This window comes from Ruegeria sp. AM7 (genome assembly GCF_056535965.1).
This window is the reverse complement of sequence record NZ_JBQFJE010000003.1, coordinates 2,238,732-2,260,890: the sequence shown is the minus strand read 5'-3', so window position 1 is coordinate 2,260,890 and position 22,159 is coordinate 2,238,732. Positions and strand designations below refer to the sequence as shown.

The following is a 22,159-nucleotide window of genomic DNA, read 5'->3' as shown; positions in this document are numbered from 1 at the left end:
TTCATCACTCGCGCTTAGGGCTTATCTGGCCGCTATGAGAGTTCTGCTGACCTTAATTCTGTTCCTTCTGCCGGTTGCGGCCCAAGCGAAATGCGTGGTGCTTTTGCACGGGCTTGCGCGGACCGAGGCGTCTTTTACCGTAATGGATCAGCTGTTCAAGGCGCATGGTTATACGGTTGTGCGACCGGGCTACCCCTCGACCGATTTGCCAATCCCGGACCTTGCGAATCAGACCCTGCCGGATGCGTTCGCGGCTTGTGGCGGGGATACGGTCAACGTGGTGGCCCATTCGATGGGCGGCATCCTGCTGCGCTATTGGCTGCAGGACAACATGCCCGAAAATCTGGGCCGCGTGGTCATGCTGGGCCCGCCCAACCAGGGCAGCCAATTGGTGGACGAACTTAGCGCCTATGAGGTGTTCGGCATGTTGAACGGCCCCGCCGGCCTTGCGCTGGGTACCGGCCCCGAGGGCCTTCCGCGCATGTTGCCGCCGGTGGATTTTGAACTTGGCGTGATTGCGGGCAAAGACACACTGAACCCACTATTTTCCTCGATGATTGATGGGCCGGATGACGGCAAGGTTTCGGTCGAAAGCACCAAGGTCGCGGGCATGAAGGACCATATCGTCCTGCCGGTGACCCATACTTTTATGATGAACAACCCGCGCGTCATGGCACAGGCGCTGCACTTCATCGAATTCGGTCAGTTTGATCCTCAGATCACGTGGCTGGACGGGGTGCAGGATATCATCGACGAGATCTGCATCGGGCAGGATTGCTCCGAACCCGAGTCGGAGCGTTCCGAATGAGCACATTGAACCTGACCTTGACCGGCGCAGAGGTTCTGCTTCCGGAGGATGGCCTGATCCCGACCGACCTGTCTTTGGCCGACGGTATCATTCAGGCCGACGCCACCGGGCGCGCCATTGACCTGTCCGGATACCTCGTGCTGCCGGGTATCATTGACCTGCACGGCGACGGGTTCGAACGCCACATCGCCCCGCGCCGGGGTGCGATGAAACAGATGGACGAAGGCATCCTCTCGGTCGAGTCTGAACTCGCCGCCAACGGCATCACCACCGCCGTTCTGGCGCAGTTCTACAGTTGGGAGGGCGGCGTGCGCGGCCCAGCATTCGCGGGGCAGGTGTTTGATGCAATTGCTGCGGTCAAAGGCCGCGTCGTGACCGACCTGTTGCCGCAATTGCGGTTCGAGACGCATATGCTGGACGACTACGCCGGTCTGCCAGATAAGATCGCTGCGTGGCAGGTGCCCTATGTGGTGTTCAATGATCACCTGCCGCATGACCGTCTGGCCAAGGGGCGCAAGCCACCGCGCTTGACCGGACAGGCGCTGAAAGCCGGGCGCAACCCGGACAAACATTTTGAGATGCTGCTGTCCATGCATGCCCGTGGCGCCGAGGTGCCCCCAGCGCTGGACGACCTGTGCGCGGTGCTGACGGGGCAGGGCGTACGCATGGGCAGCCATGATGACGCCACAGTCCAAACCCGCGCTGATTGGCGTGTGCGGGGGGCACACATCTCGGAATTCCCCGAAACGCTCGAGGCCGCCGAGGCCGCACGCTCCACAGGCGACCATATCATTCTGGGTTCACCCAACGTGGTGCGCGGCGGATCGCATAAGGGCAATGTCAGCGCGCTGGACCTGATCACGATGGGGCTGTGCGATGCGCTGGCCTCGGACTATCACTACCCAAGCCCGCGCCGCGCCGCGCTGATGCTGGCCAAATCCGGCCTGTTGGATATGGCCGGGTCCTGGGCGCTGGTTTCTTCGGGGCCCGCGAAGGTGTTGGGCCTGACCGACCGTGGCACGCTGGCCCCCGGAAAACGCGCCGACCTGACCATTCTGGACAAATCCACCCACCGGGTCGCCGCCACAATGGCCGGAGGCCGGATCAGCTATATGGCCGGGGATATCGCGACCCGGTTCCTCAACTGATCCTCGCTTCATCTGGCTAAAAATACCTCCGCCGGAGGCATCGCGCGCCAGCGCGATTTCTCAGCGGACGATACGGTTGAAATGCCCCATCTTCCGGCCTGCCTTGACCTCGGCCTTGCCATAAAGATGTAGCGCCACGTCCCGTTCCTGCGCCAGTTTAGGCACACGGTTCATGTCGTCGCCGATCAGGTTCTCCATCACCACATCCGAATGCCGCTGACCGTCACCCAAAGGCCACCCGGCCACCGCGCGGATATGCTGCTCGAATTGATCCACCGCGCAGCCATTCTGCGTCCAGTGGCCCGAATTATGCACCCGTGGCGCGATCTCGTTCACGATCAGACTCTGCGGCGTCACGAACAGCTCAACCCCCATCACGCCCACATAGTCCAGTGCGTTCAGGATATTGGCCGCCAACAGCACCGCATCCGTGCGTTGCGCCGGACGCAGACGAGCGGGCACCGTCGTCGTGTGCAGGATGCCATCGCGGTGCACGTTTTCGCCGGGGTCAAAACAGGCGACCTGCCCATCCGGCCCGCGCGCGGCGATGATCGAGACCTCGTGGCTGAACTCCACAAACCCCTCAAGGATTGCCGGTGCACCCGCCATATCGGCCAATGCAGCCTCGGCATCCTCAGGGGTGCGCAGCCGGGCCTGCCCTTTGCCATCATACCCAAAGCGGCGGGTTTTCAGGATTGCAGGCGTGCCGATCTGATCAATCGCGGCCTTCAGGCTGTCGAGATCGGTGATATCTGCGAAAGGCGCGGTTTGCAGGCCCAGCCCTTGCAGAAAATTCTTCTCGGTCAGGCGGTCCTGACTGACCCGCAGCGCCTCGCGGCCCGGATGGATAGGGCGATAGGATTCCAACAGGTCCAGCGCTTCGGTGGGGATGTTTTCGAATTCATAAGTGATGACATCGACGGATTCGGCAAAAGCGCGCAGGGCGTCGGCATCGTCATAGGCTGCTGTGGTCACCCGGTTGGCCACCTGACCGGCGGGCGGGTTGGCACCGGGTTCATAGATATGGGTCACAAACCCCAGTCGAGCTGCCGCGACGGACAGCATCCGCCCCAGCTGTCCACCACCGAGGACGCCAATCGTGGCTCCGGGTGCAAGCATGTCGGTCATTGTTCAGGTCTCCAACCGTTTGCCGATTGCCGTCAGGGCGTCGCGCAGCGCCTTGTGGGCCTTGTCCGTTTGCAATGCCTGCGTCATCTGCAAGCTCAGAGTTCCCTCTGTTGCCAGCGCATCGCGTTCTGCAGCAAGCCGACCCGCCCGATCCTTTTCCGTGGACGCAAGAAATCCTGCTATCAACTGGGTCGTATAGAACTCGGCTCCGTCAGCGTCACCAGTCTGTTCGGCTAGCCATTTCGAGCCGGTTGCCAACAAGTCCAGAACACCGGGAACCATCGCGCAGATCGCAAAATGGGCATTTAGCGAGGCTTCATTTGCCACTTTAACAACCGGGTTCTCGGGTGAGACCAGATTGGCCAACAACTGATCGTTTCCAAAAGCTGCCATGGGGCAGCCGCCTTTTTCCAAGAAGCCCAGAGGGATTGTTTGCACGAAATCCTCCGCCGGAGTGCAAAGTGATCTGAGGTCCGCTTCGGACACCGCCGCCATAACCGATACGATCCGATGATCGGGGCGAAAGCTCAGAGGTTCGAGCACATCAAGCGCGGCTTGAGGCCGAAGGCACAGAAACACGACGTCGGATTGGTCGATCACTGATTGCGGGTCGCCGACGGTTGCGTTGATGTCGGCCTTCAGCGCTGCCGACACGGTGGCGTTACGCTCGGTGACATAAATCTCATGCCCCTTGCGTGCCAGCAGCCGTGCAATCGGCGCTGCTATATGGCCAGTCCCAATGAACCCGACCCGGCTCATCCTTGCGGTTCTTCCGGGATCGAGGCTGACAGGGCATCGCGCCACGCGTCCAGACGGCCCGCCAAAGCGTCGTCCTGCAGTGCCAGAATACCGGCTGCCATCAGGCCCGCATTGGCCCCGCCGGCGGCGCCAATCGCCATGGTTGCCACCGGAAACCCTTTGGGCATCTGGACGATGGAATAAAGCGAATCGACCCCGGACAGCGCCCGCGTCTGCACCGGAACACCGATCACGGGCACGCGGGTTTTCGACGCCATCATACCGGGCAGATGTGCTGCCCCTCCGGCACCGGCGATGATCACAAGCAGACCACGCGATACGGCGGTCTTGCCATAGTCCCACAACCGGTCCGGGGTGCGGTGGGCGGACACGATACGCTTTTCATAGGCTATGCCCAATTCGTCCAGAATAATTGCGGCTTCTTTCATAGTGGGCCAGTCCGACTGGCTGCCCATGATGATCCCCACTTTCACGTCGCTCATCCGCTTATGTCCCTGCCTTCTGAGAGAGCGCGCACTATAGCCAAATCCGCATTCGTGGCAATGTGTCAGGCGATGATATCGGGGGTCAGGCGGTCTTCGATCAGGCGGATGATGTCTTTCAGCCGCAATTTCTGCTTTTTCAAGCGCTTGATGGTCAGTTGGTCGGCCGTACCGGTGCCTTGAAGTGCCTCAATCGCTTCGTCCAGATCACGGTGCTGGCGGCGAAAAACCTCCAACTCGACCCGCAGAACGTCATCAGTTTTCATCGAAAGATCGGTGGGGGCGTTCATGGTCGACTCAGTGGTTATTGTGGTGCTTGTCACACAAGATAGTGTGTCAGGGTTTATCCTGCCAGACCTTGTGGACATCTGGCTACATTCCCATATTCTATTCTACGCGGTTGCCAGAACGGGGCCGAACCACACGTCGCTTTGACAATAAAGGACGAAATACGTGTCTAAACTTACCTTGGGCTCATACCCGCATCTTTTGGGGTTCGAGCAACTGGAACGCCTTCTGGAACGGTCTGCAAAGGCCGGAAATGAAGGATATCCGCCCTACAATATCGAACAGACCTCGGACTTTTCGTATCGGATCACGCTGGCCGTGGCCGGGTTTGCCGAGCAGGATCTGTCGATCACCATCGAGGATCGCCAACTGGTGATCCGGGGCCGTCAACGCGACGACAGCGAGGGGCGCATATTCCTGCATCGCGGCATCGCGGCGCGTCAATTCCAGCGTATGTTCGTGCTGGCCGACGGAGTCGAGGTGGGCGAGGCGATCATGGAAAATGGTCTGCTGCATGTGGATCTGACCCGCGCCGTGCCCGAAACCGTGGTGCAAACGATCAACATAAGAAAGGGGTAAGAGCAATGAATACACCGATTGAACTGAACGCCGAGGGCGACCGGATCGTCTATGTCAAAACGGTCGAAGTCGCCGATTTGCCAGAAGAAATGCGCGAGCAGGCAGGCGATCTGGATCAGATATATGCCGTCCATGATTCGGATGGGCAACGGCTGGCTTTGGTCGCCGACCGTAAGCTGGCCTTCAACCTCGCGCGCGAGCATGACTTCTCGCCGGTGGCCGTGCACTGACACGGCCCTTTAGGCGTTTTCCTCGTGACATCCGACGCTGACCGGGCGAAATATGCCCTGTAAAGCAAAGGGTCCGAGGAATGAGCTGGTTTGATTTTGACTGGGTAGATGCCTTTACCGATCGCGCTTTTGGGGGCAATGGGTGCGCAGTGGTGCATGGCGGCGCTTATTTGTCGAATGCAACCTGCATGGCCTATGTGCAAGAGACGTCTTTGGTCGAATGCACCTTTACCGGGCCTTCTGACATCGCTGATATCCGGGTTCGCTACTTTCTGGCCAGCCGCGAGATCCCCTTTGCCGGGCACCCAACCATTGCGACCGTGGCCGCTATGCGGTCGCGCGGGATGATTGACGGCGACAGCCTGACGCTTGAGACGGGCGCGGGCCTCGTCGATATCCGCCTGAACGGTGACGAGATTGAGATGACTCAGGTCGCACCGCAATTTGGTGCCGAGGTTCCGGCTGATTTGGTGGCCTCCGCGATCGGCCTGTCCGCAGATGCCATCACTTCACCGCCGCAATTCGTGTCTACCGGCTTGCCGTTCTGCATCACCGTCCTGCGTGATCACGCGGCGCTGCGGGCCGCGAAACTGGCCGAGGGACCGCTGCGTGAGGTCGCGGCTATGGCTGGGTTCTCGGGTTCGGATATGGCCGAGCCATTTCTGGTTACGCTGCAAGGCGCGACCGAAGGCGGGGACACGTTTTCGCGCTTGTTGCTGGCGCCGCCCAGCCCGCCCGAGGACCCGTTTACCGGGTCCGCCACCGGTGCAATGGCGGCCTATCTGTGGAAGCACGGTCTGATGGCGAAAAACAGCTTTGTTGCCGAACAAGGCCATGACATGGGCCGTCCGGGTCAGGCCACCGTTACGCGTGTTGGCCCGCCGGAGGCAATGACCGGTATCAAGGTGGCCGGGCGCGGCCACGTGCTGATGCGTGGGCAGGTCAATCTGCCGGAGGGAAATTGATGTCTGAGCCCGCTATTGCGATTCTGCCCTATGGGCACCGGTTGGGGCCGAAATTGAGCTCGGTTCTCCTCAGCGATCTGATCTGGCCCGAGGGTTGCCCGGATCGTCTGACTGGCAAAACTGTCGGGGATCTTGAACCAACCGATCACCTGATCATGTATCCCAATTCCACCGTGCATCTGCGGTTGCGTCGGGGTACCCGCGCGCAGATTTCGCTGATGATGGGGGAACCCTCGGCCATCCACGCAAAACACGACCGGATGCTGCGCTGGACATGGCGTCGGTTCTTTCGTGTGCTGACCTTCCATGACGTCCTGCTGCAAGGCATCCCGAATGCGGTCTTTCTGCCCTATGGCGTCACCATGGTGCCGGACTGGCAGGAGTTGTCCGTCGAAAAGACCAAGTCCTGTTCGTTGATCGCCTCGGCCAAGCGCGATCTGGAAGGTCACCAATTGCGTCATGCGGTCATCGACTGGGTGCGCGAGACCGGCGCAGATGTCGATATCATGGGTCGTGGGTATATGCCGTTTGACCAAAAATCCGACGGGTTGGCGCCGTATCGCTATTCTGTTGTGATCGAGAATGTGCGGGAACGGAATTATTTCTCGGAAAAACTGACGGATGCGATCCTGTGCGCCACTGTTCCGATCTATTGGGGCTGCCCGAATATCGGGGATTTCTTCGACACATCCGGCATGATCCTGTGCGAATCCGAGGCCGATATTCACCGCGCCATTCAAACGGTCTCACCCGAGGACTACGCTGCGCGCCTGTCGCATCTACAGGCGATCCAGCCCAAGGCGGCTGAATACGGTGATTTCGAAGCCCGCGCCGTTGCGGCCATTCGCGCCGAGCTCTGATCACAAAAAAGGCCCCCGCAGCGCGAGGGCCTGTTTCATGTGGCGGTCAGGTTAAGTCGCTGCAATCAGACCCATGCTTTCAAGCTTGAGCAGCACCTGATGGGCGCAGTTGTCGACCTCGACATTCTCGGTCTCGACGCTCAGCTCCGGGTTCTGGGGCACATCATAAGGGTCCGAGATGCCGGTGAATTCCTTGATCTTGCCTTCGCGTGCCAGCTTGTACAGGCCCTTGCGGTCACGGCGCTCGCATTCCTCGATGCTGGTCGCAACATGGACTTCGCAGAAGGCACCGAATTGCTCGATCTCTTCGCGAACGGCACGACGGGTGGTGGCATAAGGCGCAATGGGCGCACAAATGGCGATGCCGCCGTTTTTGGTGATCTCGGACGCTACATAGCCGATGCGACGGATGTTCAGGTCGCGGTGCTCTTTCGAGAAACCGAGTTCCGACGACAGGTTCTTACGAACGATATCACCGTCCAGCAGGGTCACGGGGCGGCCGCCCATCTCCATCAGCTTGACCATAAGCGCGTTGGCGATAGTCGATTTGCCGGAACCCGAGAAGCCGGTGAAGAACACGGTAAAGCCCTGCTGGCTGCGCGGTGGTTTGGTCTTGCGTAACTCGGCCACAACCTCGGGGAAGCTGAACCATTCGGGGATTTCCAGACCTTCGGCCAGACGGCGGCGCAGTTCGGTACCCGAGATGTTCAGGATGGTGACGTCATCCTTGTCCGCTATTTCGTCATTGGGTTCGTATTGGGCGCGTTCCTGCACATAGACCATGTGTTTGAAGTCGACCATCTCGACTCCGATCTCGTCTTGGAACTGGCGGAACAGGTCCTGCGCGTCATAGGGGCCATAGAAATCTTCACCAGCCGAGTTCTTGCCGGGGCCCGCGTGGTCGCGGCCCACGATGAAGTGGGTGCAGCCGTGGTTGGCGCGGATCAGCCCGTGCCAGACCGCCTCGCGGGGGCCTGCCATCCGCATGGCTAGGTTCAACAACGACATCGAGGTGGTCGAGGCCGGATACTTGTCCAGTACCGCCTCATAGCAGCGTACGCGGGTGAAGTGATCGACGTCGCCCGGTTTGGTCATGCCGACCACCGGGTGGATCAGCAGGTTGGCCTGTGCCTCTTTCGCGGCGCGGAAGGTCAGTTCCTGGTGTGCGCGGTGCAACGGGTTACGGGTTTGGAACGCAACGATGCGGCGCCAGCCCAGCTTGCGGAAATATGCGCGCAGCTCGTTCGGAGTATCCCGGCGGCCACGGAAATCATAGTGGACGGGCTGCTGGATGCCGACCACAGGTCCACCAAGATACACCTTGCCTGCGGTGTTGTGCAGATAGTTCACCGCCGGATGCGCGTCGTCATCCGCGCCGAATACCTTTTCAGCCTCTCGGGATTTGTTCGGGGTCCAGCGGTCGGTCACGGTCATGGTGCCGAGGATGACGCCTTCCTGATCACGCAGGGCGATGTCCTGACCCAGCTCGAGTGACTGGGCGAAGTCTTCGCTGACATCCAGCGTGATGGGCATCGGCCACAGGGTACCATCGGCCAGACGCATGTTTTCAACGACGTTGTCGTAATCGGCTTCGGACAGGAAACCCTTAAGCGGGTTGAACCCGCCGTTCATCAGCAGTTCAAGGTCACAGATCTGGCGCGGGCTCAGGTCCCAACTGGTCAGCTCGGCGGCTTCTACTTTCAGCTTCTGCGCCGAGTCGTAGGAGACATAGAGTTCTGAGATAGGGGCCAGATTGCTTAACATCGTCATCGGAATACTCTTGTGTAAGGGCAGTTTTGCCCGTGATTCATAGGTGTTTGAGGGGCATTTGCCCCGATGATCAGGTGAAGTCCATATACATTCATGAAACAAAGGACGATATGCGCGGTTTTCGCTCGGATTGGAAGAATTTTCCATATTCAGGTGCAAATACCGACTGTGGTTCTTCGAATTGTCGGCAATTGGGCTAGTTCTAGGCCATGCGTTCTTAAGCAGCTATCCTAAGCGCCAGTAAGGTGGCGGTCCTTACTGGCAACGCAGGAATTGGGCGGGAAACCCCCCTTAGTTTGAAAGACTGTAGCCCCGTTTGGTCGCCATCGTATCCGGCCGCGCGCAGAAGGTCCTCTGAGACCAAAAGCTCGACGCCCAGAGTTTTGGTCTCTGCCTCTAACCGGCTGGCAACGTTGACCGCGTCCCCGATAATGGTACGGGTTGCTGTTCCGGCGGCACCGATTTCGCCCAGAACCAGATCACCCAGATGCAACCCCATGCCTATGCGAATATGCGAGCTGCCTTCTGCGTTGAGTTGCTTGTTGAAGCGTTCCAGTGCGCGGCTGACATCGGCTGCGGCCATCAAACCAGCACGGGCGGAACTTGCGGGGTCGGCGGTTTCGAACACGGCCAAAAGGCCATCGCCCATGTATTTGTCGACTACCCCACCTTCGGCGGTGATCGCAGGAACGATCGCGTCAAAAAAACGGTTCAGAAGGAAGACAATATCATAGGGCAGCTGTCCCGTTGTGCGCGACGTAAACCCACGCATGTCCAGAAACAGAACGGCAAGCTGACGTTCCTGGCCTTGGCTGGCATGTGCGCGGTTTCGAAGGCCATCAGGACGAAACATTCGAAAGGCCGTAATCGGCTGAGTCGGGCGGATTTGGCAAGCCAGCCGCGCGCCTTTGGGCGCCCGGACTGCGGCAAGGCTGCGGGCTTCAACTTCGCTTGGAACCGGAAGCTGTGCCGCACCGTCTTCGACAATGACTCGGCACGTGGTGCAGCGGCCTTTGCCACCGCACAGGGCCGTATGTGGGATGCCATTGGCCTGCGATATCTCAAGCAGGGTCATGCCTTTTTCAGCGACGACCTCTGGTCCTTCGACATATGTAATGCGGACCGAATGTCTGCGCCGTAGAAGTTTGCGTCCTGCAAACACCGCCAATGAAACACCCAGAGCGATCCAGAAGGCCAATAGCGCATTGTCCTTGACGCTAAACAGAGCCTGAAATTCTTCGGGCGACGGCCAATTATAATGCTCGATATATTGGTCGCGCAGAAACGGGTCGCCGAAATCGGCCCAAATCCGCCGCCCCTCTGTCAATAGTCCCGCCATCGCAAATGACGGGACGAACACTGCCAATCCGATCAGATAGGGGACTGTTTTGGGCCACCATTTGGTCAACCGGAGCCACATATGAAGACCAATGCAGCTGTGCACCCAAACGACCAGCAAGAGCATGCTTTGCATCCAGATCGCCGAGCTGGGCCACATCAGCGCGATGATATACCCCATCTCGTCGTTCACGTTGAACACCTCATGCGCGTAACGTGTGTGAACGATATGCGCGATCAGTTGCAGCGGGATCAGCAATCCCAGAACAATCTGCAATGCCATGCTCAGCGGCATTTTTAGTGTTTTGCGTTGACTGATCGAATAGAGCGCCAGGCCCGAGTGAATGAACAAAGCGGCATAGAGCAAGGCGCTGCCGATGTCGTGACGGGTGACAGCGTGGCGGCCGTCTTGCATTCCGTGCAGGTAATCGGTGTGGAACAGGCCCAAGCCGATATTGATGAAGTGCAGGAATGCAAACGCGAACAGGATCAGGCCACTGCCAATCCTCAGCCGGGTTATCCACCCGCCTTGCCACAATACGCTCTTCACTTCAGGTCACCTGTGAATTCTTGCCTTGTGCCCCGAGTCTGATACGGGCGCGCGGGCGGGTCAAGAATAAGCAGGCACCCATGTTTCTGACGGGGCATCGACGCAAATAAGCCGGGCACTGGTACGGAACAGAACCACATGGCTGAGCTGGGGCCGTGATCGAGAGCTATAGATCATGCCATCGGCACCTAAAGCTCGGGCCTTGTCCGAGAATTTCCAGGTTGGAGAACGCCCGCAGGCCTTTGCAATGTCTTGCCAAACGATGGATGCTTCGGGTTGACTTCTGAGGTCGACAAGACGTGCCTCTGTGATCCTTGCACGTTGCAGGATTCGCGGTGGGTCATCGCGCGATACATAGCGACGTATCGCGACTTCGGCCCCTTCGGCGCTGAGAGATGCGTAAAGCGCGGTCTGACCTGCATAGTGAAAACGCCCCTCTGGCGCCCGCGCGGGGGCCAAAGGGGCGTCTGAATGTGTTCGAAACAGAATTCTCCAGACCGGGCCGGAGAATTCTATCATTGGCTAGTCCTGCTCCGCCAGGAACCGCTCGGCATCCAGCGCTGCCATGCAGCCCATACCAGCGCTGGTAACGGCCTGACGATAGATGTGGTCAGTCAAGTCACCGGCGGCGAATACGCCTGGTATCGAAGTCTCGGTAGAACCTGGCTTGGTCACGACATAGCCGCCCATTTGGGTTTCAAGCGTGTCCTTGACCAGCTCGTTTGCAGGGGCGTGACCGATGGCAATAAACACCCCCTTACAGGGAATCTCAGAGATTTCACCGGTTTTCACGTTCTTGACGCGCACGCCCTCAACGCCCAAAGGCGCATCGGTGCCAAGCACCTCGTCCAGCTCGTGGAACCAAAGCGGTTCGATCTTTTCGTTTTTCATCAGGCGGTCCTGCAGGATTTTCTCGGCCCGCAGTTCGTCACGACGGTGGATCAGGGTGACCTTGCTGGCAAAATTCGTCAGAAACAGAGCTTCTTCCACGGCCGTGTTGCCGCCGCCAATGACAACGATTTCCTGTCCACGATAGAAGAACCCATCGCAGGTGGCACAGGCCGAGACACCAAAGCCCTTAAACTTGTCCTCGGACGGCAGCCCAAGCCATTTTGCGCGTGCGCCGGTCGCCAGAATGACCGCATCAGCTGTATAGGTCGTGCCGCTGTCGCCTTTGGCAGTGAAGGGGCGTTTGCTGACGTCCAGATCGCTGATGATGTCACCGATGATCTCACATCCCATTGCCTTAGCATGGTCCTGCATACGAACCATCAGGTCGGGGCCTTGAACCTCTGTGTCGCCGGGCCAGTTCTCGACCTCTGTGGTGGTGGTCAACTGACCGCCGGGTTCAATACCCTGCACCAGGATCGGTTCCAGCATTGCGCGGCTGGCATAAACGCCCGCCGTGTATCCGGCGGGCCCCGATCCTATGATCAGAACCTTGGTGTGTTTCGTTTCGGCCATGGTACCCCCAACTCGATCTGCCTGATGCGGGCGCGTGGCCCCTTGACGTCTGGATATAGCGACCCGATGGCGGTGCTTAAAGCCCTTTCCTGACAGAGAACCGCTATGCATTACGCGAATGGCGCCCATAAATAGGACGTTTAAAATAAAGAATATTGCGCTAACGCGAAAGATTATTGCGCATCTTCTGGGTGCTGATATAACAACCGAAAAATCAGGAGCATTTTATGGTCGCGACACGGCTGGATGAGATTGACCGCAAAATTCTGGCGGAATTGCAGGCAGACGGTCGAATGACCAATGTCGAACTTGCGAAACGTGTCGGCATTTCTGCGCCTCCGTGTTTGCGGCGCGTTCGTACGCTTGAGGAATCCGGCCTGATCCGCGGCTACCACGCCGAAGTGAACGCGCGAGAGCTGGGATTTGAGGTTCAGGTCTTTGCCAGCGTTGGTTTGGAAAGTCAGGCCGAGACCGAACTGAGCGCCTTCGAAGAGCGGTGCCGCGACTGGCCGTTGGTCCGCGAATGCCACATGCTGAATGGCGAGGTTGATTTCATCCTGAAATGCGTCGCCCCTGACCTTAGCAGTTTTCAGCGGTTCCTGACCGGCGATTTGCTGACCACCCCAAATGTGGCCAGTGTTAAGACATCGCTTGTGATTCGAGGCGCTAAGGACGAGCCCGGTGTGCCGTTCGATGTTCTGGAAGAACGCATGAACCGGATGGCCTGAAGCGCATCCGTTTATGTGCGGAACAACATGGCGGAAGAATCGCTGTAACGATCAGGAACAGCACCCAACCCAAAAGAATCTGCATAAAGCCCCCACTCTGCAGCACTGACAAAAATTTACGCTGTGATCGCGTCCACCTCTCCGTCGCCAGCACGCGGCATCAGCAGCGGACCAAAATCATTCAGCGAATCGGCATGCGCGAACAGGTTCAGGTAGATCGAGCGCAATGAATGGCTGATCATCCGAACTGCATTGACGCCGGGATGATACGTCTCGAACTGCAGCCCGTCGATTTTGATCACCGAATGGCGCTTGAGACAGATATGGAACAATTCGATAGGCGTTGGCGGCAGGGTTTCGACCACGCTCATTCCGTCCTGAAACTCGTGAACCGGGGTCAAAACGGTCTCATTGCCGTGCAGATGGCGCAGGTGGGACGGGGTTCCAACCAACCGAGCCGCTGGGCCCGCGATAACGCCTGAAAGAGGTTTCTGCATCCCGAATGTGTCGGCCATTATCCGCGTCAGGGGGCGGGTCCGACCTCGGGAATCCTCGCGTCCGGGAACCAGGGTCACAGAGCCTTTCCATAGCACAGTCTGAGACGAGCCATCCTGCGTCAGCACAGTATCACCGGGCAGCAGGTCCTCAATCGCGAGAGGGCCGGTTTCCGTCTCAATTAAAGATCCTCGGGTAAAGGCGCAGAATGCGTCTTCGAACATCGGCAAAGCGGGCGCGATATGGCGGGTCTGAGAAATATCGCCATTTGGCAGCAGCGCGCTCACTTCATAGCGCCGCAGTTGCGCCTTTGGTTTGTCCCTTGGCGCATCCCGCAGCATCGCCGAAGTATCGACGGCGTTTTTGGCCGCGCGCGAAAGCGAATGTGGAATAGGCATTTTATTCCGTCCCTTCTATCATCCGTGCAGACAGGTTGAACCCTCCGTACAGGCCCGTCTGACCGATCTTTTTCTTTGTTTTGAATGAAAGGGCGACCTCAGGGCGAGCGTCGAACCGACGTCGCAACGTGATGGTATTCAGCACACCTTTGGTCAACATCTTGACCCCCCAGACAAACTCACAACAACGCCGGCGAAAATTGCCCACGCACACAACACCCCTGAACCTGACCGCGGAAAATACCTGCGGCAGGTCACGCACCGGGCCGGAGCACCCCTCCGATGCGCGTCTTGGCCCCTGGAACCGGCAGCTTGGTACCCTGGGCGTCACGATCAGACCCGTTCCGCCAAACGACGGGCAACCCTGACCGAGTCGCTGGAAATGCTTTTCCACGGCATCTCCGGCGTCTTTTCGTTGGTCGCCGCGACAACGGCGCTCAGAAAGCGAGATTTTACCTTCATAGTCTGGTCCTGCTCCTCTGGGGTTTTTGGGCCCCATTTCCCTTTGAGATGCCAATCTGACGCCATATTGAGGCAGCGATAAGGCTGATCCGGGATCAATTCAGGACAAAATGAAGGTTAGTAGCTCCTCTTTCTTCATACTGTCTCACACTGCTGGAGCATCGGCAGATAAACACCTGAGAGCGGACAATAAAACTCAACTTGTTACGACTCAGGTAGACACAAAGAATGTGGCGAAAAAGCGGCGAAATCGCCACAATTCAGTCTAGGTCTACAATTTGATTGCAGAAATAAGGCGGCCATAGTCCGCTTCTTTGGCGTGCGTAGATCGCCGGTAGGAATAGAATCTGTCGGGGTCTGAATAGGTGCAGTGCCGGGTCCATTCAGCTTGGCCTACGCCTGCCTGTCGGAGGCGATGCAAACCGTAAGCGGGAAGGTCAAATTGCAATCTGTCGCCTTCCCCATTTGCGAAGAAACGCAGATTTTCTGGCGTTTCTGCGACGAAATCTTCCAGGAACTCAGGCCCGACCTCGTATGCTTGTTGCGAAATCGACGGGCCAATTACAGCGACCGTGTTTTCGCGCTTTGCCCCAAGTTCTTCCATGGCGTCCAGCGTTGATTCGAGAACGCCGTCCAAGGCTCCGCGCCACCCTGCGTGGGCCGCGCCGATAACATTTGCGTGGGTGTCGGCAAAAAGAACGGGCTGGCAATCCGCTGTAAGTATGGTCAGGGCCAAGCCCGGAGTGGCTGTGACCACTGCGTCCGCGCGTGGACGCTCGCCGTTCATCGGGGCGTCAACCTTAACCACGGTCGGAGAATGCACCTGGTGTACGCCAATAAGCGCCTCGGGCTCGACCTCCATCGCCCGAGCTACACGCGCCCGGTTGATCGAAACAACCTCGGTCTGGTCTGACGAGCCGTAGCCGCAATTCAAGCCGGAAAACACCCCTGATGACGCTCCGCCACGGCGGCTGAAAAAGCCGTGGCGTACGTCTGACAGCATGTCCGAGGTCAATATTTCCAGTGTCATGGTTCCAGTCCCGGTGGAGGTGCCGCGTAAGAGGGGTAGAGCCCCAGTACTTTGAACAGGTTTCCCATTTCCTCGGGATGCGTCAACCTGCGATGTGCGGCCACCAGCGTATCAAGCTCGGACCCGCCGAGCGGATTGGCCAAAGCCTGCGCGCGGGCGGTAATCCCCAGCCGTTCCAGAAACACGCCTTGGGGGGTCAGGCGGGAATGGGCGCAACCGGCGGCACGTGCTGCCAGTGCAAGCGGCTCGAAATCCACATGCGCGGTCAGATCGGCCTGGCCAGGCGTATCCAGCGGATCTACGCGGTCATGCGCGCGTAGGGCTTGAAACGTGTCGCCCAGCGAATGCCAGTCTCCGTAATCCACGATCAGACCGGCACCGCCGTGGCTGGCGATTCGACCTGCGATGACGGTCAGGATGGGGATTGCCGCCGCGCAAAGCTCAACCAGATCTCCATCTTTCGTGTCCTGCAATCGATCCGTCAGCGCAACCTGATCCGCCCGAGCACCCAGTCCGAAGGTCAGCGATTCGCCCTCGGCCCCGATAAGGCGCTCGCGCCACGCAGGACCGTCGCGCAGGAACTGGCGGATGGGCAGGGCGTCAAAGAACTCGTTGGCGACCAGAAACAAGGGCGCGTCGGGCAGTTCGGTGAGCGTTGTGACCCAGCGCGGTGCAAAATCCTTTAACGTTTCTGCCTGAATGTCGCGCAAGGTCGGTGAGGCTTCGAGTAACACGATTTCAGCCGCATCATGGAACCCGTGGACCCCGCGTGTGGCCCGGAGGATGTCCGCCATCAGTGTTCCGCGGCCCGGCCCAAGCTCGGCCAGAACGAAGTGATCGGGGTGCCCCTGATCCATCCAGCTTTGCGCCAGACTTAGGCCGATTAATTCACCGAACATCTGACTGATTTCAGGCGCGGTGACGAAATCGCCCTGCGCGCCGAAAGGATCGCGGGTGGTATAATAGCCATAGGTCGGGTGCAGCAGGCATTCGGTCATGTAGTCGGCCACGGTCATCGGGCCGTCTTGCGCGATGCGCTCTAGCAGATGGTCGGTCAGGCTCATCGCGCGTGTCGCGCCCGCAGGGCGAACCATAGGCCAAGCGCGATCATTGGTAGCGACAAGAGCTGCCCCATGGTCAGGCCATACCCGCCAATATGCCACGCCAGACCCAGAGGGTTCCCGATCGAGATAAACTGTGCGTCCGGTTGCCGAAAGAACTCAACGATGAACCGGGACGCACCATACCCGGCCAGAAACACACCCATAACCAGTCCGGGTTTGCGCAGCGCGCCCTTGCGGTAGACCAGCCACAGCAGCGCGGCCCCCAGCAGCAACCCCTCCAGCGCGGCCTCGTAAAGTTGCGAGGGGTGGCGTGCGCACATGCCCACCAGCACGCCGGGGCAGTCTTGCGCCGCAGGGCCGGGGAAGATCACCGCCCATGGCACCTCGCTGGGGCGGCCCCAAAGCTCGGCGTTGATGAAGTTGGCCAATCGTCCCAGTAGCAGCCCCGGCGGAACAGCGTGGGCAATGAGATCAGCCAGCGGCAGAACCGATATCTGGTGACGGCGCGCATAGATGTAAGAGGCGACAATCACGCCCAGTAGCCCGCCGTGAAATGCCATGCCACCTTGCCAGACTTTCAAAATGTCCGCCGGGTTCGCAAGGTAATAGGCGGGCTGGTAAAACAGCACGAACCCAAGTCGACCACCCAGAATCACCCCAAGAATGATCCAGGTGATCAGATCCTCAAGCTGCTGGGGTTTCATCGGCGGCGTGTTATCCGCCCAAAGCGCGGGGCGTTTCAGCGCCGCTGAACCCAGCCTCCACGCGATCAGGATGCCCGCGATATAGGCCAACGCGTACCAACGCAGCGCGAACTCCATCCCGAAGAGTGAGATCGAGAACAACTCGGGCGACAGATCGGGGAAATTCAGAACAGCCTGCATGTGCGTCTCATTGCCCGTGCTTTGCAGGGCAAGTCAACCTTGAGCCTGACGCAAAGTTTACCCATATAGAGAACAACCGCGATTTCGGAGAAAAACCATGCAGACCCGCAACAAGATCCTCGACGATGTATCCCAACTGATGACCAACGCCATGGGCGTGGCGCAGGGCGCGCGGGACGAGGCCGAGAATGCGATGAAGTCAATGATCGACCGCTGGCTGGCCGACCGCGATTTCGTCACCCGCGAAGAATTTGATGCCGTCCGCGCCATGGCGCAAAAGGCGCGCGAGGAAAACGCAGCCTTGGAACAGCGTATCGCCGCACTTGAGGCAAAGCTGGACAAGTAACGTCTCAGCACAGATTCGAATATAAAGAGAACGCCGCGCAATCTGACGCCAGATTGAGCGGTGTTGTGCATTTTGCTGCCCTGCAGAAGTAAATCAAGACAAAGCTGTACTCGGCGCCAATATTTTGACCTCCGTTGCTATTCGTCCACAACTTATTGCTGTTATCCCCAATAAATAGGGTTGCCAGATGGGTGCGCGCGGCGCACCATATTTAGTACAGGCACATGGGGAAAGCCCGGCTTGTAGAGCAGGCAACTAGCGCTGGGGCGCTGCCAGCCCCGAATTGCTAGAGATAAGTGAGGTGGCATTATGGCCCTATCCGAGCAGTTTCTCGAAGAAGACCTTCATCCGATTGATATTGTTGAACACCTGGCCGAACATCACGACTGGGATTTTGATCGCATCGGCGATGATCAGATCGCCATGGCTGTCGAAGGACAGTGGCGCACCTATTCCATCACTCTGGCCTGGTCGAACTATGACGAAACCCTGCGCATGGTGTGCTCGTTCGAAATGGACCCGCCATCCGAGCGGGAAAGCGAGCTGTACGAGCTGCTGAACAAGATGAACGATCAGTGCTGGGCCGGGGCGTTTACCTATTGGGCTAACCAGAAACTGATGGTCTACCGCTATGGTCTGGTTTTGGCGGGCGGTCAGACGGCCAGCCCGGAACAGATCGACACGATGATCACAGCAGCTGTCCTGAGCGCTGAACGCTATTACCCGGCGATCCAATTGGTCACATGGGGCAATCGTGATCCCGAAGATGCGATGCAAGTCGCCATTGCAGAGGCTTACGGCCGCGCGTAAAGCTTTGCCCCAAGCCAGTTAATGGGGAGGGGCAATCATGGACATGTCGCGCGTCGCGGAACAGGGGCTGGTGCTTCTGGGATGCGGTAAGATGGGATCGGCCATGCTGGCGGGTTGGCTGGAACACGGCCTGCCTGCGTCATCGGTCTGTGTCGTGGATCCGTACCCCTCGGACTGGTTGAAAGCACAAGGCGTCAATATCAACACACCGTTGCCGGAAGCCCCAGCCGTGGTGCTTGTGGCCGTCAAACCGCAGATGATGGGCGAAGCATTGCCCGCGATCAAAGCGCTGGGCGGGGGCGGCAGCCTGTTCGTCTCGGTCGCTGCGGGGACGTCGATTTCCACATTTGAATCCGTGTTGGGCGCGGGCACGCCGATCGTACGAGCGATGCCGAATACGCCTGCAGCAATCCGGCAGGGCATCACGGCGCTGATCGGCAACGTACAGGCCTCCGAGGCCGACGTGACCCTGGCCGAAAACCTGCTATCCGCGATTGGTGAGACTGTCCGGCTGATGGATGAGGCGCAGATGGACGCAGTGACTGGTCTCAGCGGATCGGGCCCGGCCTATGTGTTCCACCTGATCGAAACGCTGGCCGCCGCGGGGCAGGCGCAGGGCTTGCCGCATGAACTGGCAATGAAGCTGGCCAAATCTACTGTTGCAGGGGCAGGCGCGCTAGCGATGGCCGCCGACGAAGACCCCGCGCAGCTGCGGATCAACGTGACCTCGCCCAATGGCACCACGCAGGCAGCGCTTGAGGTGCTGATGCACGAAGAACAGGGTTTCCCAGACCTGCTGCGCCGCGCCGTCAAAGCTGCCACCGACCGATCCAAGGAGCTGTCCCGTGAGTGAGATTTCCTTCGACGATTTTCTCAAGGTCGACATCCGCGTGGGTGAAGTGATCCGCGCCGAGCCGTACCCCGAGGCCCGCAAGCCGGCGATCAAGATGTGGATCGACTTCGGCGATGAGATCGGCGAGCGAAAGACGTCGGCCCAGATCACCGCGCATTACGATCCGGCTACGCTGGTGGGCAAGCAAGTTATGGCCGTGGTGAATTTCCCGCCGCGCCAGATCGGCAAGTTCATGTCCGAGGTGCTGGTTTTGGGTCTGCCCGACGAAAATGGCGAGATCGTTCTGATCGGACCGGATGGAGAGGTTCCGACCGGCGGGAGGATGCACTGATGAAATTATTGATTACACGCCCCATGACCGACGCTGTAATGGAGCGCGCACGAACGGAGTTCGATGCGGAGATTCGCAAAGAAACGTCGCCACTGACACCGGATGAGATGCGGCGGGCTTTGACGGAATTCGACGTGGTAATGCCAACGCTTGGCGATCTTTTTTCGGCGCAGGTATTCGCGGATGTGTCCGATCCGCGCTGCAAACTGCTGGCCAATTTCGGCGTCGGCTACAACCATATTGACGTGGACGCGGCCAGCGCGTCAGGTATTGCGGTCACCAATACGCCGGGTGCCGTTACGGATGCCACAGCCGATATCGCCATGACTTTGTTGCTGACAACCGCGCGCCGTGTCGGGGAAGGAGAGCGCATCGTCAGGGCTGGGGGCTGGCATGGCTGGCATCCCGCGCAAATGCTGGGCCACCACGTCACCGGCAAGCGGGTGGGTATCGTTGGCATGGGTCGGATCGGACAGGCCATTGCCCGGCGCTGTCACTTTGGGTTTTCCATGCAGGTTGCCTATCAGTCGCGTAGTGCGAAGGAATTGGAGTTCCCGGCAGAGTTCGTACCCGATCTATCCACTTTGGCCGCGTCGGTCGATTTTCTGGTGCTGGCCGTCCCCGGTGGAGCGGAAACTCAACATCTGATCAATGCGCCGGTACTTGAGGCGATGAACCCCAATGCCTTACTGATCAATATCGCGCGCGGAGAAGTCGTGGACGAGGCTGCCCTGATCGCAGCCCTTCAGTCCGGGCAGATCGCAGGGGCGGGCCTGGATGTATACGAATTCGAACCCAAGGTTCCGCAGGCGCTGATCGACATGGAGAACGTGACCCTGTGCCCGCATCTGGGTACCGCCACTGACGAGGTACGCACCGATATGGGTTACCTGGCGCTGGACAATGTTGCGGCCTTTATCGCAGGCCGGGCGCTGCTGACGCCGGTTTAACCGCCCATCGCCTCGCGCCAGTGTCGGCGGCAGAGCGAGACATAGGTTTCGTTCCCGCCGATCTGAACCTGTGCTCCTTCGGTGATCGTATTCCCGTGCGCGTCCTGACGGATGACCATTGTGGCCTTGCGCCCACATTCGCATATCGTTCGAACCTCGCGCATCTCATCCGCCAGGGCCAAGAGGGCTGCAGAGCCGGGAAACAGCTGTCCCTGAAAATCTACCCGTAACCCATAGGCAAGAACCGGTACGTTCAGATCATCCACGGCACTGGCCAGCTGCCAGACCTGATCGCGGGTCAGAAACTGTGCCTCGTCTACGAATACGCAGGCCACCTTACTCTGCTCCAGACGGTGCTTGATCATGTCGAACACATTGTCTTCTGCCCCGAACGTGTCGGCATCTGCAGATATGCCAATGCGCGAGGCGATCTTGCCCACGCCCGCGCGACCGTCAAGCTGTGCGGTCATAAGATAGGTGTCCATGCCGCGTTCACGATAGTTGTGCGAAGCCTGCAACAACACGGTCGATTTACCCGCGTTCATGGTTGAATAGTTGAAGTACAGTTTTGCCATGTGCCCGGGTCTAAAACGCCTGATCCGCGTGGGCAAGTAACCAAATTCTAAGAAATAAGCGACGTCGCCGTTGTCGTTGCAAGGGTCGAGCGAAAGCTCATTGGGGATGGATACCCCCACGTCAACAACAGCGACGCCGTCGGCCATCATGCGGCCAAAACAGAGCAAGACCAGAAAACCGCCTTGCAAACACTCATTACCGGCTGGAAACGCCGCCACTCACTCACAAAATCCCTGCATATCTGAGGGATAGTCAATTTATGGCATTTCAATTATGACTCGAGTATGGGAAATTTCCTTACCCTTTCCCCCATAGTGGCAGATGTCGTGGGAAAGCCAGGCAGTAAAGGTTGAAACATGGCAGATATCGGGGCTTATCTGAAAAAACATACCGAGGCGTTGGTAAAAGACGTCGGCATTGAATCGGCCTGCGAGATTACAGGCAAGTCCAAGGCAACATTGGGTCGGTACTACTCGGACAACGCGGAACATGCGGACCGTTTTATGCCAGTCGATGCGGTTGCTCGGCTCGAGGCGGTCTCGAACTTTCCGCATGTGACCTCGGCCCTGGCGGATCTTAAAAATATCACGCTGTCCTATGATGGCCGTAATACGGATACCCCCAGGACCGGAGGTGTGAATTCGGATGTCATCGCCTTAAGCCAACGGTTCGCAATGCTGATGACCGAATATCAAGCTGCTATTGAAGACGGCATCATCACCGTCAACGAGGCCAAGCGCTTGTTGAAGGAGACCAGCTTGTTGCAACAGGTCCTGATCGAGATGAAGCTGCATCTGGAAGAAGAAAGCGTGAGCTAGGACTAAGCGCCAACCTTCTGGTTGCGGATACCTTCTGACACGGGA

Annotated in this window: 28 protein-coding genes; 13 read left to right on the top strand and 15 right to left on the bottom strand. The window is 58.7% G+C overall.

The genetic code is table 11. The features are described from left to right. The first annotated feature begins 34 nt into the window (after nt 1-34). Both ACR3EG_RS15260 and ACR3EG_RS15255 read left to right on the top strand, forming a co-directional pair. Entirely contained in the window at nt 35-808 is a 774-nt protein-coding gene (locus ACR3EG_RS15260; RefSeq protein ID WP_480496766.1) for an alpha/beta fold hydrolase, read from the top strand. Beyond that, nucleotides 805-1,956: an alpha-D-ribose 1-methylphosphonate 5-triphosphate diphosphatase gene (locus ACR3EG_RS15255; RefSeq protein WP_480496767.1), complete on the top strand. Its 1,152-nt coding sequence runs from the start codon at nt 805-807 to the stop codon at nt 1,954-1,956. Before ACR3EG_RS15260 ends, ACR3EG_RS15255 begins: the two co-directional genes overlap by 4 nt. A gap of 60 nt (nt 1,957-2,016) precedes the next feature. On the opposite strand, the gene ACR3EG_RS15250 is transcribed toward ACR3EG_RS15255, so the two are convergent. The 4 genes from ACR3EG_RS15250 to ACR3EG_RS15235 form a co-directional block, all read right to left on the bottom strand. After that, a complete protein-coding gene (locus tag ACR3EG_RS15250; protein ID WP_480496768.1) occupies nt 2,017-3,084 on the bottom strand; it encodes a 5-(carboxyamino)imidazole ribonucleotide synthase in 1,068 nt (355 codons plus the stop codon). 3 nt (nt 3,085-3,087) lie between these two features. Beyond that, nucleotides 3,088-3,843 carry an NAD(P)-binding domain-containing protein gene (locus tag ACR3EG_RS15245; RefSeq protein WP_480496769.1) on the bottom strand — a complete coding sequence of 252 codons (756 nt, stop codon included), beginning with the start codon at nt 3,841-3,843 and terminating at the stop codon, nt 3,088-3,090. Further along, nucleotides 3,840-4,325, bottom strand: coding sequence for a 5-(carboxyamino)imidazole ribonucleotide mutase (purE, locus tag ACR3EG_RS15240; protein ID WP_480496770.1), 486 nt, complete (start codon nt 4,323-4,325; stop codon nt 3,840-3,842). The genes ACR3EG_RS15245 and purE overlap by 4 nt, the downstream gene beginning before the upstream one ends. Before the next feature lie 65 nt (nt 4,326-4,390). Beyond that, nucleotides 4,391-4,615: a YdcH family protein gene (locus tag ACR3EG_RS15235; protein ID WP_170352346.1), complete on the bottom strand. Its 225-nt coding sequence runs from the start codon at nt 4,613-4,615 to the stop codon at nt 4,391-4,393. A 163-nt stretch (nt 4,616-4,778) separates the two neighbouring features. On the opposite strand from ACR3EG_RS15235, the gene ACR3EG_RS15230 reads away from it, so the two are divergent. The 4 genes from ACR3EG_RS15230 to ACR3EG_RS15215 all read left to right on the top strand — a co-directional run bounded on the left by ACR3EG_RS15230 (nt 4,779) and on the right by ACR3EG_RS15215 (nt 7,247). Further along, nucleotides 4,779-5,192 (top strand): Hsp20 family protein, encoded by a 414-nt coding sequence (locus ACR3EG_RS15230; RefSeq protein WP_058280036.1) that lies wholly within the window; start codon nt 4,779-4,781, stop codon nt 5,190-5,192. Between the two features lie 5 nt (nt 5,193-5,197). Next, entirely contained in the window at nt 5,198-5,422 is a 225-nt protein-coding gene (locus ACR3EG_RS15225; protein ID WP_170352348.1) for a DUF1150 family protein, read from the top strand. Between the two features lie 80 nt (nt 5,423-5,502). Further along, complete coding sequence (locus ACR3EG_RS15220) at nt 5,503-6,387, top strand: PhzF family phenazine biosynthesis protein (protein ID WP_480496771.1); 885 nt, start codon at nt 5,503-5,505, stop codon at nt 6,385-6,387. Further along, complete coding sequence (locus ACR3EG_RS15215) at nt 6,387-7,247, top strand: hypothetical protein (RefSeq protein WP_480496772.1); 861 nt, start codon at nt 6,387-6,389, stop codon at nt 7,245-7,247. The genes ACR3EG_RS15220 and ACR3EG_RS15215 overlap by 1 nt, the downstream gene beginning before the upstream one ends. A 51-nt stretch (nt 7,248-7,298) precedes the next feature. Here the strand turns inward: ACR3EG_RS15215 and ACR3EG_RS15210 are convergent, their stop codons facing one another. The 4 genes from ACR3EG_RS15210 to trxB all read right to left on the bottom strand — a co-directional run bounded on the left by ACR3EG_RS15210 (nt 7,299) and on the right by trxB (nt 12,369). After that, the gene (locus tag ACR3EG_RS15210) at nt 7,299-9,017 is read right to left on the bottom strand and encodes a bifunctional sulfate adenylyltransferase/adenylylsulfate kinase (RefSeq protein ID WP_480496773.1); all 1,719 of its coding nucleotides are present in this window, start codon (nt 9,015-9,017) and stop codon (nt 7,299-7,301) included. Between the two features lie 217 nt (nt 9,018-9,234). Next, nucleotides 9,235-10,905 carry an adenylate/guanylate cyclase domain-containing protein gene (locus ACR3EG_RS15205; protein ID WP_480496774.1) on the bottom strand — a complete coding sequence of 557 codons (1,671 nt, stop codon included), beginning with the start codon at nt 10,903-10,905 and terminating at the stop codon, nt 9,235-9,237. A 60-nt stretch (nt 10,906-10,965) separates the two neighbouring features. Beyond that, entirely contained in the window at nt 10,966-11,424 is a 459-nt protein-coding gene (locus ACR3EG_RS15200) for an RES family NAD+ phosphorylase (protein ID WP_480496775.1), read from the bottom strand. 3 nt (nt 11,425-11,427) lie between these two features. Beyond that, a complete protein-coding gene (trxB, locus tag ACR3EG_RS15195; protein WP_480496776.1) occupies nt 11,428-12,369 on the bottom strand; it encodes a thioredoxin-disulfide reductase in 942 nt (313 codons plus the stop codon). A 227-nt stretch (nt 12,370-12,596) separates the two neighbouring features. Here trxB and ACR3EG_RS15190 point away from each other — a divergent pair, with 227 nt between their 5' ends. Further along, nucleotides 12,597-13,097, top strand: coding sequence for an Lrp/AsnC family transcriptional regulator (locus ACR3EG_RS15190; RefSeq protein WP_170352355.1), 501 nt, complete (start codon nt 12,597-12,599; stop codon nt 13,095-13,097). A 116-nt stretch (nt 13,098-13,213) separates the two neighbouring features. Here the strand turns inward: ACR3EG_RS15190 and ACR3EG_RS15185 are convergent, their stop codons facing one another. From ACR3EG_RS15185 to lgt, 6 genes are all read right to left on the bottom strand, one after another. Further along, nucleotides 13,214-13,990 (bottom strand): Hint domain-containing protein, encoded by a 777-nt coding sequence (locus tag ACR3EG_RS15185; protein WP_170352356.1) that lies wholly within the window; start codon nt 13,988-13,990, stop codon nt 13,214-13,216. Nucleotide 13,991: 1 nt separating this feature from the next. After that, entirely contained in the window at nt 13,992-14,150 is a 159-nt protein-coding gene (locus tag ACR3EG_RS15180) for a hypothetical protein (RefSeq protein ID WP_170352357.1), read from the bottom strand. 173 nt (nt 14,151-14,323) lie between these two features. Further along, nucleotides 14,324-14,452 carry a hypothetical protein gene (locus ACR3EG_RS15175; RefSeq protein ID WP_280635732.1) on the bottom strand — a complete coding sequence of 43 codons (129 nt, stop codon included), beginning with the start codon at nt 14,450-14,452 and terminating at the stop codon, nt 14,324-14,326. A 271-nt stretch (nt 14,453-14,723) separates the two neighbouring features. Then, complete coding sequence (pgeF, locus tag ACR3EG_RS15170) at nt 14,724-15,482, bottom strand: peptidoglycan editing factor PgeF (RefSeq protein ID WP_480496777.1); 759 nt, start codon at nt 15,480-15,482, stop codon at nt 14,724-14,726. Then, complete coding sequence (locus ACR3EG_RS15165; RefSeq protein ID WP_480496957.1) at nt 15,479-16,546, bottom strand: class I SAM-dependent methyltransferase; 1,068 nt, start codon at nt 16,544-16,546, stop codon at nt 15,479-15,481. The genes pgeF and ACR3EG_RS15165 overlap by 4 nt, the downstream gene beginning before the upstream one ends. Continuing rightward, nucleotides 16,543-17,430 carry a prolipoprotein diacylglyceryl transferase gene (gene lgt / locus ACR3EG_RS15160; protein ID WP_480496778.1) on the bottom strand — a complete coding sequence of 296 codons (888 nt, stop codon included), beginning with the start codon at nt 17,428-17,430 and terminating at the stop codon, nt 16,543-16,545. The genes ACR3EG_RS15165 and lgt overlap by 4 nt, the downstream gene beginning before the upstream one ends. Before the next feature lie 97 nt (nt 17,431-17,527). Here lgt and ACR3EG_RS15155 point away from each other — a divergent pair, with 97 nt between their 5' ends. The 5 genes from ACR3EG_RS15155 (at nt 17,528) to ACR3EG_RS15135 (ending at nt 20,720) form a co-directional block, all read left to right on the top strand. Further along, nucleotides 17,528-17,776, top strand: a complete 249-nt coding sequence (locus ACR3EG_RS15155; protein ID WP_170753357.1) for an accessory factor UbiK family protein — start codon at nt 17,528-17,530, stop codon at nt 17,774-17,776. 309 nt (nt 17,777-18,085) lie between these two features. Next, nucleotides 18,086-18,586, top strand: coding sequence for a type III secretion system chaperone family protein (locus ACR3EG_RS15150; protein WP_170352361.1), 501 nt, complete (start codon nt 18,086-18,088; stop codon nt 18,584-18,586). Nucleotides 18,587-18,623: 37 nt separating this feature from the next. Then, nucleotides 18,624-19,439, top strand: coding sequence for a pyrroline-5-carboxylate reductase (gene proC / locus ACR3EG_RS15145; protein WP_480496779.1), 816 nt, complete (start codon nt 18,624-18,626; stop codon nt 19,437-19,439). Further along, nucleotides 19,432-19,770 (top strand): tRNA-binding protein, encoded by a 339-nt coding sequence (locus tag ACR3EG_RS15140; RefSeq protein ID WP_170352363.1) that lies wholly within the window; start codon nt 19,432-19,434, stop codon nt 19,768-19,770. The genes proC and ACR3EG_RS15140 overlap by 8 nt, the downstream gene beginning before the upstream one ends. Continuing rightward, nucleotides 19,770-20,720, top strand: a complete 951-nt coding sequence (locus ACR3EG_RS15135) for a 2-hydroxyacid dehydrogenase (protein ID WP_170352364.1) — start codon at nt 19,770-19,772, stop codon at nt 20,718-20,720. The genes ACR3EG_RS15140 and ACR3EG_RS15135 overlap by 1 nt, the downstream gene beginning before the upstream one ends. On the opposite strand, the gene ACR3EG_RS15130 is transcribed toward ACR3EG_RS15135, so the two are convergent. Then, nucleotides 20,717-21,295, bottom strand: coding sequence for a thymidine kinase (locus ACR3EG_RS15130; RefSeq protein WP_480496780.1), 579 nt, complete (start codon nt 21,293-21,295; stop codon nt 20,717-20,719). The genes ACR3EG_RS15135 and ACR3EG_RS15130 overlap by 4 nt on opposite strands. Nucleotides 21,296-21,652: 357 nt before the next feature. Between ACR3EG_RS15130 and ACR3EG_RS15125 the strand changes: the two genes are divergently transcribed. Beyond that, complete coding sequence (locus ACR3EG_RS15125; RefSeq protein WP_068336404.1) at nt 21,653-22,114, top strand: hypothetical protein; 462 nt, start codon at nt 21,653-21,655, stop codon at nt 22,112-22,114. The last annotated feature ends 45 nt before the right edge of the window (nt 22,115-22,159 follow it).